Origin of the sequence: Halocynthiibacter sp. SDUM655004 (assembly GCF_026015885.1) — a bacterium.
Classification (GTDB): domain Bacteria; phylum Pseudomonadota; class Alphaproteobacteria; order Rhodobacterales; family Rhodobacteraceae; genus Falsihalocynthiibacter; species Falsihalocynthiibacter halioticoli.
On sequence record NZ_JAPDUG010000001.1, the window covers coordinates 1,176,522 to 1,188,826 of the forward strand.

15 protein-coding genes and 1 tRNA gene are annotated in these 12,305 nt (G+C 54.3%); 7 read left to right on the forward strand and 9 right to left on the reverse strand.

Features of this window, described 5'->3' with window-relative positions:
* The first annotated feature begins 50 nt into the window (after positions 1 to 50).
* Positions 51 to 824 carry a heme-dependent oxidative N-demethylase family protein gene (locus N9C89_RS05760; RefSeq protein ID WP_263952883.1) on the forward strand — a complete coding sequence of 258 codons (774 nt, stop codon included), beginning with the start codon at positions 51 to 53 and terminating at the stop codon, positions 822 to 824.
* An 81-nt stretch (positions 825 to 905) separates the two neighbouring features.
* Here N9C89_RS05760 and glnA read toward each other — a convergent pair whose 3' ends face one another.
* A complete protein-coding gene (gene glnA, locus N9C89_RS05765) occupies positions 906 to 2,312 on the reverse strand; it encodes a type I glutamate--ammonia ligase (RefSeq protein WP_263952884.1) in 1,407 nt (468 codons plus the stop codon).
* A 57-nt stretch (positions 2,313 to 2,369) separates the two neighbouring features.
* Positions 2,370 to 2,708, reverse strand: coding sequence for a P-II family nitrogen regulator (locus tag N9C89_RS05770; protein ID WP_263952885.1), 339 nt, complete (start codon positions 2,706 to 2,708; stop codon positions 2,370 to 2,372).
* Positions 2,709 to 3,065: 357 nt separating this feature from the next.
* Between N9C89_RS05770 and N9C89_RS05775 the strand changes: the two genes are divergently transcribed.
* Together N9C89_RS05775 and N9C89_RS05780 are read left to right on the forward strand one after the other, a co-directional pair.
* A complete protein-coding gene (locus N9C89_RS05775; RefSeq protein ID WP_263952886.1) occupies positions 3,066 to 4,628 on the forward strand; it encodes an NAD(P)H-hydrate dehydratase in 1,563 nt (520 codons plus the stop codon).
* Positions 4,629 to 4,719: 91 nt separating this feature from the next.
* Positions 4,720 to 4,804: transfer RNA gene (locus N9C89_RS05780), tRNA-Leu, on the forward strand.
* 77 nt (positions 4,805 to 4,881) lie between these two features.
* Here N9C89_RS05780 and N9C89_RS05785 read toward each other — a convergent pair.
* A complete protein-coding gene (locus N9C89_RS05785) occupies positions 4,882 to 5,277 on the reverse strand; it encodes a DUF805 domain-containing protein (RefSeq protein ID WP_263952887.1) in 396 nt (131 codons plus the stop codon).
* A gap of 328 nt (positions 5,278 to 5,605) precedes the next feature.
* Between N9C89_RS05785 and N9C89_RS05790 the strand changes: the two genes are divergently transcribed.
* Both N9C89_RS05790 and tig read left to right on the forward strand, forming a co-directional pair.
* Positions 5,606 to 6,133, forward strand: coding sequence for a hypothetical protein (locus N9C89_RS05790; protein ID WP_263952888.1), 528 nt, complete (start codon positions 5,606 to 5,608; stop codon positions 6,131 to 6,133).
* Positions 6,134 to 6,330: 197 nt separating this feature from the next.
* On the forward strand, positions 6,331 to 7,662 hold the full coding sequence (gene tig / locus N9C89_RS05795; protein ID WP_263952889.1) for a trigger factor: 1,332 nt from the start codon (positions 6,331 to 6,333) through the stop codon (positions 7,660 to 7,662).
* Between the two features lie 77 nt (positions 7,663 to 7,739).
* Here the strand turns inward: tig and N9C89_RS05800 are convergent, their stop codons facing one another.
* Genes N9C89_RS05800 through N9C89_RS05810 form a run of 3 tightly spaced genes read right to left on the reverse strand, consistent with a single transcriptional unit; the run spans position 7,740 to position 8,878 of the window.
* The gene (locus tag N9C89_RS05800; RefSeq protein WP_263952890.1) at positions 7,740 to 8,126 is read right to left on the reverse strand and encodes a DUF1761 family protein; all 387 of its coding nucleotides are present in this window, start codon (positions 8,124 to 8,126) and stop codon (positions 7,740 to 7,742) included.
* A 10-nt stretch (positions 8,127 to 8,136) separates the two neighbouring features.
* Positions 8,137 to 8,574: an SRPBCC family protein gene (locus tag N9C89_RS05805; RefSeq protein ID WP_263952891.1), complete on the reverse strand. Its 438-nt coding sequence runs from the start codon at positions 8,572 to 8,574 to the stop codon at positions 8,137 to 8,139.
* Positions 8,567 to 8,878, reverse strand: coding sequence for an ArsR/SmtB family transcription factor (locus tag N9C89_RS05810; protein WP_263952892.1), 312 nt, complete (start codon positions 8,876 to 8,878; stop codon positions 8,567 to 8,569). Before N9C89_RS05810 ends, N9C89_RS05805 begins: the two co-directional genes overlap by 8 nt.
* Positions 8,879 to 9,156: 278 nt before the next feature.
* On the opposite strand from N9C89_RS05810, the gene N9C89_RS05815 reads away from it, so the two are divergent.
* Positions 9,157 to 9,786 (forward strand): MarC family protein, encoded by a 630-nt coding sequence (locus N9C89_RS05815; RefSeq protein WP_263953289.1) that lies wholly within the window; start codon positions 9,157 to 9,159, stop codon positions 9,784 to 9,786.
* A 122-nt stretch (positions 9,787 to 9,908) separates the two neighbouring features.
* Here the strand turns inward: N9C89_RS05815 and rplI are convergent, their stop codons facing one another.
* Genes rplI through rpsF form a run of 3 tightly spaced genes read right to left on the reverse strand, consistent with a single transcriptional unit; the run spans position 9,909 to position 11,151 of the window.
* Positions 9,909 to 10,541: a 50S ribosomal protein L9 gene (gene rplI, locus N9C89_RS05820; RefSeq protein WP_263952893.1), complete on the reverse strand. Its 633-nt coding sequence runs from the start codon at positions 10,539 to 10,541 to the stop codon at positions 9,909 to 9,911.
* 11 nt (positions 10,542 to 10,552) lie between these two features.
* The gene (rpsR, locus tag N9C89_RS05825) at positions 10,553 to 10,780 is read right to left on the reverse strand and encodes a 30S ribosomal protein S18 (RefSeq protein WP_025061827.1); all 228 of its coding nucleotides are present in this window, start codon (positions 10,778 to 10,780) and stop codon (positions 10,553 to 10,555) included.
* Positions 10,781 to 10,794: 14 nt separating this feature from the next.
* A complete protein-coding gene (rpsF, locus tag N9C89_RS05830; protein WP_263952894.1) occupies positions 10,795 to 11,151 on the reverse strand; it encodes a 30S ribosomal protein S6 in 357 nt (118 codons plus the stop codon).
* A gap of 355 nt (positions 11,152 to 11,506) precedes the next feature.
* On the opposite strand from rpsF, the gene N9C89_RS05835 reads away from it, so the two are divergent.
* Positions 11,507 to 12,190 carry a hypothetical protein gene (locus N9C89_RS05835; protein ID WP_263952895.1) on the forward strand — a complete coding sequence of 228 codons (684 nt, stop codon included), beginning with the start codon at positions 11,507 to 11,509 and terminating at the stop codon, positions 12,188 to 12,190.
* The last annotated feature ends 115 nt before the right edge of the window (positions 12,191 to 12,305 follow it).

Here is a 12,305-nt window from a genome sequence, read left to right on the forward strand (position 1 = left end):
GTAAATAAAATCGCCATAGAAAGGCAGAGGCGGCAAAGTTAGGGTGACGCATGGAAACTGTTTTGAACGTTGAATTACCGCCGGATCAGATCGCTGCGGCCTGTCGTCGATTGCCGGGAATGGCGCCGCTGGATATGGCGGATTGGCTCGATGTGAACGACGCATATGTGGGGCAAATGCAGTTGCGAGAGGCGCTTTTGGCATCGCGCCGCAGCGAGGTTGTGGCGCAGGAAGCCTGTGCGCAAGGGGCTGCTGAGGAGTTGTTGGCGCTTGTGTTGGAGCGGCTTCGTTTACGTGATGATTTTGAGGTTGCGGCAACACAGGTGCGTTGCCCCGACGGGCGCTTGGTAGAGATTGATCACAGCGCGCCGCTTGTCACTTTGGGCCATCTTGTTCAGGAGGATTTTTGCATTCTGCAGGAGCAGGGCGGGGCTTACCTCCTTACCGGCGCGGTGCTGTGCTTTCCTGCGAGTTGGACTTTGGCGGAAAAGCTGGGCCGCCCGCTTTTGGGGATACATGACCCAGTAGACAGCTATACGCCCGACCTCGCCAAACGGGTGCAGCGCCTGTTTGATGCAATCCGGCCTGAGCGCGGGATGTGGCGGGCCAATGCGCTGTTTTACGATACGCCGGAGTTGTTTCATCCACGCGCCGAGTCTGACCCGCGCGTGCCGCTGTCAAAAGAGCCGCCGTTTCTTCGGAGCGAGCGACAATCCTTGCTGCGATTGCCTGACAGTGGTGCGGTGGTTTTCTCGATCCATACCTACATGATTAACCGCAAGAGTCTGCGGCCCGATGATGCGCGTGCGCTGGCCGAGAGATAGCAGCCTAGATAGGACCGTAAGCAGAGCCGTATGCAAAAAGGGCGCCCCAATGGAGCGCCCTTTCCGTTTATTTCCAGCAGCTTATACGCTGTAGTACAGGTCGTACTCAACTGGGTGTGGTGTGTGCTCGTATGCATACACTTCTTCCCACTTAAGCTCGGAGTAACCTTCGATCTGGTCTTTTGTGAACACGTCACCTGCGAGCAGGAAGTCGTGATCTTCTTCCAGAGCTTCCAGAGCTTCACGCAGGGATGCGCAAACTGTTGGAATGCCTGCCAGCTCTTCGGCTGGGAGATCGTAAAGGTCTTTGTCAGACGCCGCACCTGGGTCGATCTTGTTCTTGATGCCGTCAAGGCCAGCCATAAGCAGTGCAGCAAAGCAGAGGTATGGGTTGGCAGCCGGATCAGGGAAACGAGCTTCAACGCGTTTGGCTTTGGGCGATTCCGCGAATGGGATACGCACACAACCGGAGCGGTTCGATGCAGAGTAAGCGCGCAGAACAGGAGCTTCAAAACCTGGGATCAAACGCTTGTAGGAGTTTGTCGATGGGTTTGTGAAGGCGTTCAGAGCTTTAGCGTGCTTCAGGATGCCGCCGATGAAGTACAGAGCTTCCTGAGACAGGTCAGCGTATTTGTCACCAGCGAAGAGTGGCTTGCCGTCTTTCCAGATCGACATGTTCACGTGCATACCTGTGCCGTTGTCGCCAGCGATTGGCTTTGGCATGAAGGTTGCCGATTTGCCGTAGGCGTGGGCAACGTTGTGCACAACGTATTTGTACTTCTGAAGGTGATCCGCTTGCTCTGTGAGCGAGCCGAAGATCAGGCCAAGCTCGTGCTGACAGGACGCAACCTCGTGGTGGTGCTTGTCAACTTTCATGCCCATGCGCTTCATAGTGGAGAGCATTTCGGAGCGGATGTCCTGAGCGTCGTCGATTGGGTTAACAGGGAAGTAACCGCCCTTAACGCCAGGACGATGGCCCATGTTGCCCATTTCATACTCGGTGTCTGTGTTCCAAGCTGCGTCTTGTGCGTCAACTTCGAAGGACACTTTGTTCATGGTGTTGGAGAAACGTACGTTGTCAAAGAGGAAGAATTCTGCCTCTGGGCCAAAGTAGGAAACGTCACCGATACCGGAGGACTTGAGGTAAGCTTCGGCTTTCTCGGCTGTACCACGTGGGTCACGAGAGTAAGCTTCGCCTGTGTCCGGCTCAACGATGGAGCAGTGGATGCAGAGCGTTTTCTCGGCATAGAACGGATCCATATATACGGAGTTTGTGTCCGGGATCAGTTTCATGTCGGATTCGTTGATGGATTTCCAACCAGCGATGGAGGACCCGTCAAACATGAAGCCTTCTTCGAGGAAGTCTTCGTCAACTTCGTCTGCAATAACAGTCACGTGCTGTAGTTTGCCGCGTGGGTCTGTGAAGCGAATGTCCACATAGTCCACGTCTTCGTCCTTGATCAGTTTGAGAACGTCAGCTTTGCTCATCTTGATCTCTTCCCTTTTATTTAGTGTTAGACTGGTGCCGATGACCGGCGGTGTTGCTTAAAGTGCGTCTTCGCCGCTTTCGCCGGTCCGGATACGGATGGCTTGCTCAACGGTAGAGACGAAAATCTTGCCGTCGCCGATCTTGTCGGTTTTGGCGGCGTTCACGATGGCTTCGATGGCGTCATCAACCTGATCATCAGGCAGAACAACTTCGATTTTCACCTTAGGAAGGAAGTCCACCACGTATTCGGCACCACGATAGAGTTCGGTGTGACCCTTCTGGCGGCCAAATCCTTTGACCTCAACAACTGAGAGGCCTTGTACGCCGATTTCCTGAAGTGCCTCTTTGACTTCGTCCAGCTTGAACGGCTTGGTGATGGCTTCGATCTTTTTCATTGGCGACTCCTTGAAATCGGTCAGTGGATTCTTCGCTTCGATTGGTTCAGAACACTTCCCTATCTGAGGGACAATCGGGTATGCTGACGCAGCGCGGGTCAGCTTGTGGAATCCCGCTACTTTGGTGCGTTTTTGTGCGGGTTGCACAATAAATAGACAGAATGAAAACATTTCACCACCCGCAACTGCTCATTTTTTTCGCGTTCGATCTTTCTCTATGCGCTAACTCTGCCTGAAGCCTCTGTGTGTGCTCCGGTAAATAGCGCATTAAGTATTGCGTTGCCTGCGACGATCTCGGGCTTGCTTAGGGCCATGGCGCTGCCTAGCCTCTGGAGGAGTGACGCGGAGGTAAGAAACATGAGCCGAACCACCATCTACATGACCGCCGCCGAGATGCGTGCCCTCGAAATTCGCGCCATGGAGAGCGGGGCTGTCACCGGTGCGGACCTAATGGAGCGGGCAGGGCGCGGCGTTGTGGATGCGACTTTTGCGCGTTGGCCTGCATTGGCAAAGACGCGGCATCGCGCGGTGGTTTTATGCGGGCCGGGGAATAACGGCGGAGATGGCTATGTCATTGCGCGCCTTTTGCATCATGCTGGATGGGGCGTGCGTGTTCTTAGTCTTGGAGACACAAAATCTCTCCCTGCTGACGCGAAGTTGAATGCACAGCGATGGTCGGCGCTGGATCAGGACAGTGCGGCTACTGCGCCTTTGAATGCCGAAACGCTGGCTGATGCTTTGGGCGAAGGCTGTGACCTCGTGGTCGATGCGCTGTTCGGCTCTGGCTTAAATCGCCCAGTTTCTGGGCTGGCCTATATAGAGGGGTCGATTTCTGCGCTTGAGGCGCGCCCGATTGTGGTTGCTGTGGATGTGCCATCTGGTCTGTCCTCTGATACCGGAACATGCCTTGGTGAGCCCGTTGCCCCACTGCGGGCTGATCTCACCGTCACGTTCCATAGCCCATTTGTTGGCCATGTGCTTGTGGATGGGCCGGAAGTATGCGGCGCACTTGAGGTGGTTGATATCGGTTTGGCGCGCTTCGCAGAGCCTGTGGATGTTCGCGCGCAAACGCCGAACCCGAGCGGGCTAGCCAAACATCCCAATGCTCATAAATTCACTCACGGCCACGCGCTGGTGTTTTCGGGCGGCGCGGGGAAAACAGGCGCGGCACGACTTGCGGCGCGTGGGGCGTTGCGGATCGGGGCGGGGCTTGTAACGCTCGGCTGCCCGCCGGATGCGCTTGCGGAATGCGCCGCGCAGGTCACCGCCATCATGCTTCGGCCGCTCAATGATACCGAGGCTTTGCGGCAGACCTTGGATGATACGCGGATAAACGCGCTCTGCCTCGGTCCGAATTTCGGTCTATCGCCTGACCGCGCGGATTGGCTTATGGACGTGCTGGCCACAAAACGCGCCGCGGTTCTTGACGCCGATGCGTTGACACTTTTGGCTCGCCACGAAAAGCCATTTTCGAAGCTGCATGAGCAGATCGTCCTCACGCCACATATGGGCGAGTTTAAACGTCTGTTTCCCGAGATTTCCGCCGAACTTACTGAAAACAAGCTTTATTCCAAGCTGGACGCCACGCGCGATGCTGCCAAAACGGCGGGCTGTACTGTGTTGCTCAAGGGCGCGGCGACGGTGATCGCCAATGCCCAAGGGGACTGCCGGATTGTGGCGTCCTGTTATGAGAATGCTGCTCCTTGGCTCGCAACAGCGGGCGCGGGGGATGTGCTCGCGGGCATGATAACAGGGCTTTTGGCGCGTGGGTTTGCGCCAATCGAAGCTGCCGAATCTGCCGCGCACCTTCATGCCGAATGCGCCCGCCGCTTTGGCCCCGGCCTTATCGCCGAAGACCTTCCCGAACAGCTGCCAGCCGTCTTGGCCGAACTTGAAAGCGCGTCGAAACGCTCGTCATGAATTTTTTTCGCATTTGCGCGAATTTTCCCCTCGCATCCCCGAAAATCCTGCGCTAGAAGGGCGCGGTTGACGGCGATTGCCGCAACAGGATGCGGGTGTGGCGAAATTGGTAGACGCACCAGATTTAGGTTCTGGCGCCGCGAGGCGTGGGGGTTCAAGTCCCTCCACCCGCACCACTAATTTTCTTCAGGAATAAAGCGGCGCGAGCTTCGGCTTTAAAGCTGCATGAAGTGCGCAAAAAACGCACACGGAACTATGTAAGCGGTTCTGGTGCACCGTATTCGTTTGAGCCTTGGTCGCTCGGCTGAACATAGAAATAGATCAGAACAAGCACACCGATTAGCGGAATGAAGGCAATAAGAAGCCACCAGCCACTGCGCCCGATATCGTGCAAGCGTCGTGCGGCGACGGCGATATTCGGAAGGAACAACGCCAGCATTACGAGTATTGAGATGGGCTGGCCGGCTTCTGCTTGGAACGCGGTGAAGCCGAGCATCGGAGCAACAAGCGCGCCGTCGATGATCTGGGCAACGATGTTGATGCCGAATACTGCCAAGGCCCACCACCAGAATTCCGGTCGCGTGGCGCGCCCCGTGAAGGTTGCATATTTAGACAAGACCGTACGCGTTGCTTTGGATATATCCGACATGTTTCACCTCAAATAATTCGTTTAAATTCAACCTATGTTGGTATTCGGCAATGGTAGTATGCCGTGATATCCCCGAGCGATCAATAATTGGAATTCCGCTCAGGACAGACACCAATAGGTTGAAAGAATTGTGTATTCTAGGCGGCCTGTCCCTGCCTCAAGGTGGCGCTTGTTATTTCGGCTAAAGAGGCCGTGTTTCATACTCTAGTTATTGCCCTCACCAAAAAGCACAGGAAGCCAATCTCCGCGCTTGAACTCAGGTTGTTTTAGCTTCATTGGTAATCCTGTGAATTGTTTGATTGCGTCATTATGCAATCAGGAGGGGAATATGCTGACGAAGTTCAAGGCAACCTGTGCTGCAGTTGTTACGACGCTCGCGTTCACTGCGCCTGTGCACTCTGATCCGGGAGAAGTTACCAAATACCTGATGAATGAGCCCGCAACGGTTTTTGATCTCGGGTTGATCCGGTTGGAGTATTTTCTCACGAGCTATTACCCGCCGTTGGGAAGCACACTTTACGATTCGCGGAATGACAGGCTTACGATCCGTAAGGCCTTTGACGAAGTTTCCAGCAGCGACATTGCCGAGCAGACCTGCAAGGATTGGCTGGAACGGGTCAGGAAAATTGGCGCAGTCGATCCATTGAGCGGAATGGTCGAACCGCCTTTTGAAAACTCGGTGTACTCGAATTTCTTCAAACACATCTCGCAAAGAAACGATGACGCTCCCGAGGATTACCTCAAAAAATTTGACGAGATAATCCATCTAAAGTGCAACCACCTTCTAGACGATGGCACAATCCTTTCGATAGGTGCGCCTTTGCTGGGCGGCTCCTTCGTCATAAGCCGCTTATAGGCTATAAGTTTAGGGCGCCTGATTGTGTGCTACGCACCTGAATTGACCTGATTGTTCTGTTGATACAGGTATCTTCCCGCCAACCAAGACAAGTCGGCCCCTTTCTCCTTGCATCCTTGGGCTGCGAGCCCTAGAAGGGCGTCTGATTTACAAGCCATCCGCCGCGTCCGAGCGGCCTATGATACATGAGGACAAATATGTCGGTCACAGAGACCCTGAACGAAGGCCTGAAGCGCGGTTACCAAATCGTTATCCCTGCTGGCGATCTCGACGCGAAAGTAAACGAAAAGCTGAAAGAAGCTCAGCCAGAAGTCGAAATGAAAGGCTTCCGCAAGGGCAAGGTGCCTCTCGCTCTGCTGAAAAAGCAATTCGGCCAGCGCGTCATGGGCGAAGCCATTCAGGAAACGATTGATGGCGCCATGGGTAAGCATTTTGAAGAGTCCGGCGACCGCCCTGCGCTTCAGCCAGAAATCAAAATGACCAACGAAGACTGGAAAGAGGGCGACGACGTTGAAGTGTCTGTTGCTTACGAAGCTCTTCCAGAAATTCCTGAAGTCGACCTCAAAGGCATCAAGCTCGAGAAGCTCGTGGCAAAAGCGGATGACGCTTCTGTTGCTGAAGCACTCGACAACCTTGCTGAGTCCGCACAGAACTTCGAAGACCGCAAGAAGGGCACAAAGTCCAAATCTGGCGACCAAGTTGTTATCGACTTTGCTGGTAAGGTTGACGGCGAGCTGTTTGAAGGCGGTTCCGCAGAAGACTTCCCGCTCGTTCTGGGCTCCGGTTCGTTCATCCCTGGTTTCGAAGACCAGCTGATCGGCGCAAAAGCAGGCGACGAAGTTGCGGTTAACGTGACATTCCCTGCCGAGTACCAAGCTGAAAACCTCGCCGGTAAAGAAGCAGTTTTCGACTGTACAGTGAAAGCCGTTAAAGCTCCTGCAAAAGCAGAGCTGAACGATGAGCTGGCCAAGCAGTTCGGTGCAGAAGACCTCGAAGCTCTCAAGGGCCAAGTTAAAGAGCGTCTTGAAGCTGAATATGCGGGCGCTGCTCGTGCGGTACAGAAGCGTGCGCTTCTGGATGCGCTTGACGGTGTTGTTTCCTTCGAACTGCCACCTTCGCTGCTTGACGCGGAAGCTGGCCAGATCGCACACCAGCTGTGGCATGAGGAAAACCCTGACGTAGAGGGCCATGACCACCCAGAAATCGAAGCAACCGACGAGCACAAGAAGCTTGCCGAGCGCCGCGTGCGTCTTGGTCTGCTGCTTGCCGAGCTTGGCCAGAAAGCCGAGATCGAAGTCACAGACGCCGAGATGACACAAGCGATCATGAACCAAGCGCGCCAGTACCCTGGTCAAGAGCGTCAGTTCTTTGAATTCGTTCAGCAAAACGCTCAAATGCAGCAGCAACTTCGTGCGCCGATCTTTGAAGACAAAGTTATCGACTATGTCTTTGAACTGGCTGACGTTTCCGAGAAAGAAGTCTCCAAAGAAGACCTCGAAAAAGCTGTTGAAGCGCTCGACGATATCTAAGGTTTCTGACTTTTGCAGAAACGAGAAAGGGCTACCCGCGAGGGCAGCCCTTTTTTCTTTGTCTTAAGGCTTTGAGCCTAGAAAATCCCTTGAGCGATAATCATGATTGCGCCGCTGAGGAACAGATAGCCAAAGTCGATGGCCAAGGCCGCAGCTGACTTTTGCAGGAACGCCCCCGCAGACACCACATGCACCCCAACGGCGAGGATTGCAAAAATTGCTGTAAAGAGCGCATCCGTCGTGGCCGTGATGCCGACCACGAGCGCCAGCAGGAACAGCGCCAGCGCTTGGGCAGCCATGGCAAACACGGGCGTGCCGCTGATTTTGCTCATGTCGAGTCCGGACCCTGCGGCCCATTTGGCGCCCATCACTTTGGGATGATACCAGATCGCCCCGAAAATAAAGGCCACGATCGCGCCCGCAAAGACGGCGAGCCAGTTGATTGCCATTGCTTCGTTTTCCATAGAGACCTCGTTATTTTAGCACGTTTTCAAGCGTTTGAAGGATGAGGCCCCAACCTTTTTCGTGGTTGTCACGGGCCTCTTCGTTGAGGAACTTCACATGGGTGAGGGTCACGTCGGTGCCGCCGTTCTTTTCAACGAAATCAAGCGTCACCTCGCTATCGTCAGGCGAATAGTTGCTCTGCCATGTAAAGACGATCCGGCTGTGTGGATCGAGCGCTTTGTAGGTACCAGTATGGGGCAGCTCGTTGTTGTCTGGTGTCAGCATGATGATTTCAAAGCCACCGCCGACCTTAGGGTCGGTCTTGCTGCGCGGTACGGTCACGCCTTCGCCTGGTGTCATGAATTTCATCAGCATTTCAGGGTCCAGCCACGCATTATAGATCGCCTTGGCAGGGGCGTTGATGTGGCGGGAGGTGGTGAGAGAAAGTTCGTTCATTGTATCAGTCATCGTCGGTTTCCTTTGTGAGCAGAGAGTCAAGTTTGTCCAAGCGAAGGTCCCAGATAGAACGAAGATTGTTAAACCATTGATCTATCAGGTTTATCGGCGCGAGATTTGCCGAGATCAGGTGGGTGCGGCCGATTGTTTTGCGCTCCACCAATTTAGCGGTCTCCAAGATACGGATGTGTTTGCTCACCGAATTCAGCGAGAGATCAAAATTTGCCGCCAGATCCGTGACGCGCGTTGGCCCTTGCTGCACCAACATCGTGAGCAGGGCGCGACGCGTCGGATCGGACGCCGCTTTCAGGATCAAGGAGAGATCCTCATCTGTATCTTTATATTCAACCATATGGGTTAATATACACGGGCAACGCCAATATTCAACCCTTTGGGTGAATAAAATGGGGCGTTGCTATGTGCGAGAGGGTGGATTGGCCTGTAGAAGGTTGGAAATGCCAGTATTTACAAATGGATAGTCGTGCACGCCCAGCTTCACTAAAAGACATACCGAATGAAGAAATTGGCCATCTGATTGCATTTCTTGGGGTCGTTGCTTTATGGTCTGCGCATTATCCCAAAGGTATTTTCTCGATGAATTGGTCCGTCATAATTAAAGATTTCATCACGATTTTCGCGGTGGTCGATCCTATCGGGTCAATTCCGATTTTTCTGTTCGCAACGGCGAGCATTCCTGCGGCGTTACATACTCGATTTGCAATACGGGCGGTCGTAATTGCCGCACTGGTTCTGTTTGGCTTCCTTGTCGGTGGGCAACTCATACTTGAGGCACTTGGCGTGAGATTAGGGGCGTTTCAGGTCGCGGGAGGGATCATCTTGTTCCTGTTTGCCATGACCATGATTTTTGGTGAGTCCAAGCCCGAGGCCGAGCAGCATGAAGCAGAGCGGGACCACCTATCAGGCGCGGTTTTTCCATTGGCGATACCGTCGATTGCCTCTCCAGGGGCGATGCTTGGCGTTGTGGTTCTGACTGACAATCAGAGATTTTCCTTTTCAGAGCAGCTGGTTACAGCGGTTCTTTTGGCGCTTGTCCTGCTCGTCACCTTGGCCTTGCTGATACTGGCAAAGCAAATCCATCGGATCATCGGCGCAACGGGGGCAAATGTAATCAGCCGTGTTATGGGGATCATCTTGGCCACCATTGCCATCGATTCCGTGTTTAACGGAATGGATGTTCTGGGGATTATTACCCTAAATTCGTGAAGAACCGGTTTGCTAAATAGGGGTGGCGTCAGCGAAGCGCCTTTGATGAAAGACACGCAAGCCATAGAAAAAGCCGCGCAGACTGAACTGCGCGGCTTTCAAATTCTGGTAAAGAGTGAAGCTTAAGCTTCTTTCTCTTCCTCTTCTGCAGCGTCTTCGGCTGGGGCTTCGTCGCCCGCAAGCTCGAGATCGTCTGCAGCAGCAGCACCGATATCGTCGAAGAGCTCGGAGATTTCGAATTCTGCTTCTGCTTCGGCTTCTGCGGCGAGTTCCTGAATGGATTTACCGGAAGCTTGAAGCTCGGCTTCTTCTTCGGAACGTGCAACGTTGAGTGAGATTGTCACAACAACTTCAGGGTGCAGTTTCACAGACATTGTGTGCAGGCCAAGCTCTTTGATCGGGTGATCGACAGAGATTTGCTTGCGGTCAACTGTGAAGCCACCAGCGGTTGCAACTTCGGCCGCGTCACGAGGTGTAACGGAACCGTAGAGCGAACCAGCGTCCGATGCAGAGCGAATCACGATGAACTGCTGTCCGTCGAGTTTTTCGCCGAGTGCTTCGGCCTCTTTGCGGGATTCAAGGTTGGTTGCTTCGAGCTGTGCCTTGCGTGCTTCGAAGGAAGCAACGTTTGCGTCAGACGCAGTCAGCGCTTTGCCTTGGGGCAGGAGGAAGTTGCGGGCATAGCCAGCTTTAACATCCACAACATCGCCCATTTGGCCGAGCTTTGCGACGCGTTCAAGAAGGATAACTTGCATGTGCTTTCTCCTTACTTAACGGCGTAGGGAAGCAGGGCGAGGAAACGGGCGCGCTTGATCGCACGGGCCAGCTCGCGCTGTTTCTTGGCCGAAACGGCAGTGATACGGGAAGGAACGATTTTGCCACGCTCAGAGATGTAGCGCTGCAGAAGACGTGTGTCTTTGTAATCGATCGCAGGAGCATTGTCGCCAGAGAACGGGCAAACTTTGCGGCGGCGGAAAAATGGTTTAGTAGCCATGAGTTAGCCCTTTCTTACGCGCGTTCACGACGGCGCTCGGAGCGCTCTTCGCGTTTTTGCATTTGAACCGATGGTCCTTCGGCGTGCTCGTCAACCTTGATGGTGAGAACGCGCATAACATCATCATGCAGGCGCATCAGGCGTTCCATTTCCTGAACAGCCGGTGCAGGGGCATCGGTGCGCAGGAAGGCATAGTGGCCCTTGCGGTTCTTGTTAACTTTGTAGGCCATGGTCTTCACGCCCCAGTATTCGCTGTCGACGGTCTTGCCGCCGTTGTCTGCGAGAACTGTTGTGAAGTGCTCAACAAGGCCTTCGGCTTGCGCGGTGGACAAGTCCTGACGCGCGATAAAGACATGCTCGTATAGTGGCATGCGATCTCCGTTCATAATAGGCGCATTTCAAAGACCGGGTTTACCCTTCTGCACCCGATCACGAGAGACTGCGCTGTTGCAAAATGCGCAGAAGGAAGCCGCCTTATAGCAGGGAACGGCGGGGATGCAAGAGCGCGGGGGAGCATGTTGAAAACAAGGTAGATACGGCGTGTGGGTGGGCGCATGGAAATGCGCGGTGAGGGGCCTTAACTTTTGCTCTCCTTTAGGGTGAAGGGATACACTTTTCGCGGTAAAACCGAAGAATTGCCCCATTTTCGCCCGTATTGAACGCGCAAATCATACTTAACGAAGCGGCAATAAATCCGGCAGGCCGCTCAGGTAGGAAGGACAGAGTATGATGTTAGATCAAGCACGCGCCCGCGCACGTGCCTCGGCAGAAGCAACTGCCGAAGCCAAAGAGCAGGGACAACTTCAGGAAACACAGCGTCTTGAGCGGCTGCCCTATATTACAATGTGCAAAGGTGGCTATGCGATCCAGATGCCAACGCGCGCGGGTTTCTGGGTGCGGCTCACACAGGGTGTTGCCACGCTGGTTGCTGTGTGTGCGTTTTCTTTTGCGGCCGGTATGTGGCTGATGCCTGGTTCCTCACAGGAAGCCGGTCTTGAGAGCTTCAAGATGATTGCAACGCTTTGTCTGTTGATGGTTGGCACGCTAGCGGTTTATTTCCTGAGCCAACGTCCGTTTTATCAGCTCCAGATTGACCAGACCCGCCGCGAAGTGCGTGAAACTCTGTGTTCCCGTAACGGCAAAGAGCTTGTCCTGCGCCGCTGTGCCTTTGATGAGGTGTCCAGCATTTACCTGTCGCGCGACAAGGCGAAGGGCAAGGCGGGCAATGAGGCAACATTGATGATGCGCCATGCGGCCTATCCGATTGAGGTGCTGACCGAAGATGCTGATTATCTCAAGCTTCTGCGTGATCTGTTGGCGCGCGATGTGCTGGGTATGAATGTTACCGCGTCGCTTGGTGCGGTTACGACAGAGCGGTCGGCGGCTGTGGCGGCAAGCGTAGCGGCCTGATCGAGCGCAAAATTTGCATTGAAGTTTAGGGGCTGGTCAAAGGACCGGCCCTTCTCGTTTGAGGGAAGGGGCGTTTGCGGCGCCCTTAAAGCGGTGATTGCAAGAAATTACCGCC

Bases quoted from the DNA above. Each gene is read 5' to 3' on its own strand.
- N9C89_RS05805 (WP_263952891.1), bottom strand. From the start codon at position 8,574: ATGACTGATACAATGAACGAACTTTCTCTCACCACCTCCCGCCACATC.
- N9C89_RS05775 (WP_263952886.1), top strand. From the start codon at position 3,066: ATGAGCCGAACCACCATCTACATGACCGCCGCCGAGATGCGTGCCCTC.
- rpsF (WP_263952894.1), bottom strand. From the start codon at position 11,151: ATGCCACTATACGAGCATGTCTTTATCGCGCGTCAGGACTTGTCCACC.
- glnA (WP_263952884.1), bottom strand. From the start codon at position 2,312: ATGAGCAAAGCTGACGTTCTCAAACTGATCAAGGACGAAGACGTGGAC.
- N9C89_RS05815 (WP_263953289.1), top strand. From the start codon at position 9,157: ATGAATTGGTCCGTCATAATTAAAGATTTCATCACGATTTTCGCGGTG.
- N9C89_RS05785 (WP_263952887.1), bottom strand. From the start codon at position 5,277: ATGTCGGATATATCCAAAGCAACGCGTACGGTCTTGTCTAAATATGCA.
- tig (WP_263952889.1), top strand. From the start codon at position 6,331: ATGTCGGTCACAGAGACCCTGAACGAAGGCCTGAAGCGCGGTTACCAA.
- rplI (WP_263952893.1), bottom strand. From the start codon at position 10,541: ATGCAAGTTATCCTTCTTGAACGCGTCGCAAAGCTCGGCCAAATGGGC.
- N9C89_RS05790 (WP_263952888.1), top strand. From the start codon at position 5,606: ATGCTGACGAAGTTCAAGGCAACCTGTGCTGCAGTTGTTACGACGCTC.
- N9C89_RS05835 (WP_263952895.1), top strand. From the start codon at position 11,507: ATGATGTTAGATCAAGCACGCGCCCGCGCACGTGCCTCGGCAGAAGCA.
- N9C89_RS05800 (WP_263952890.1), bottom strand. From the start codon at position 8,126: ATGGAAAACGAAGCAATGGCAATCAACTGGCTCGCCGTCTTTGCGGGC.
- N9C89_RS05760 (WP_263952883.1), top strand. From the start codon at position 51: ATGGAAACTGTTTTGAACGTTGAATTACCGCCGGATCAGATCGCTGCG.
- rpsR (WP_025061827.1), bottom strand. From the start codon at position 10,780: ATGGCTACTAAACCATTTTTCCGCCGCCGCAAAGTTTGCCCGTTCTCT.
- N9C89_RS05770 (WP_263952885.1), bottom strand. From the start codon at position 2,708: ATGAAAAAGATCGAAGCCATCACCAAGCCGTTCAAGCTGGACGAAGTC.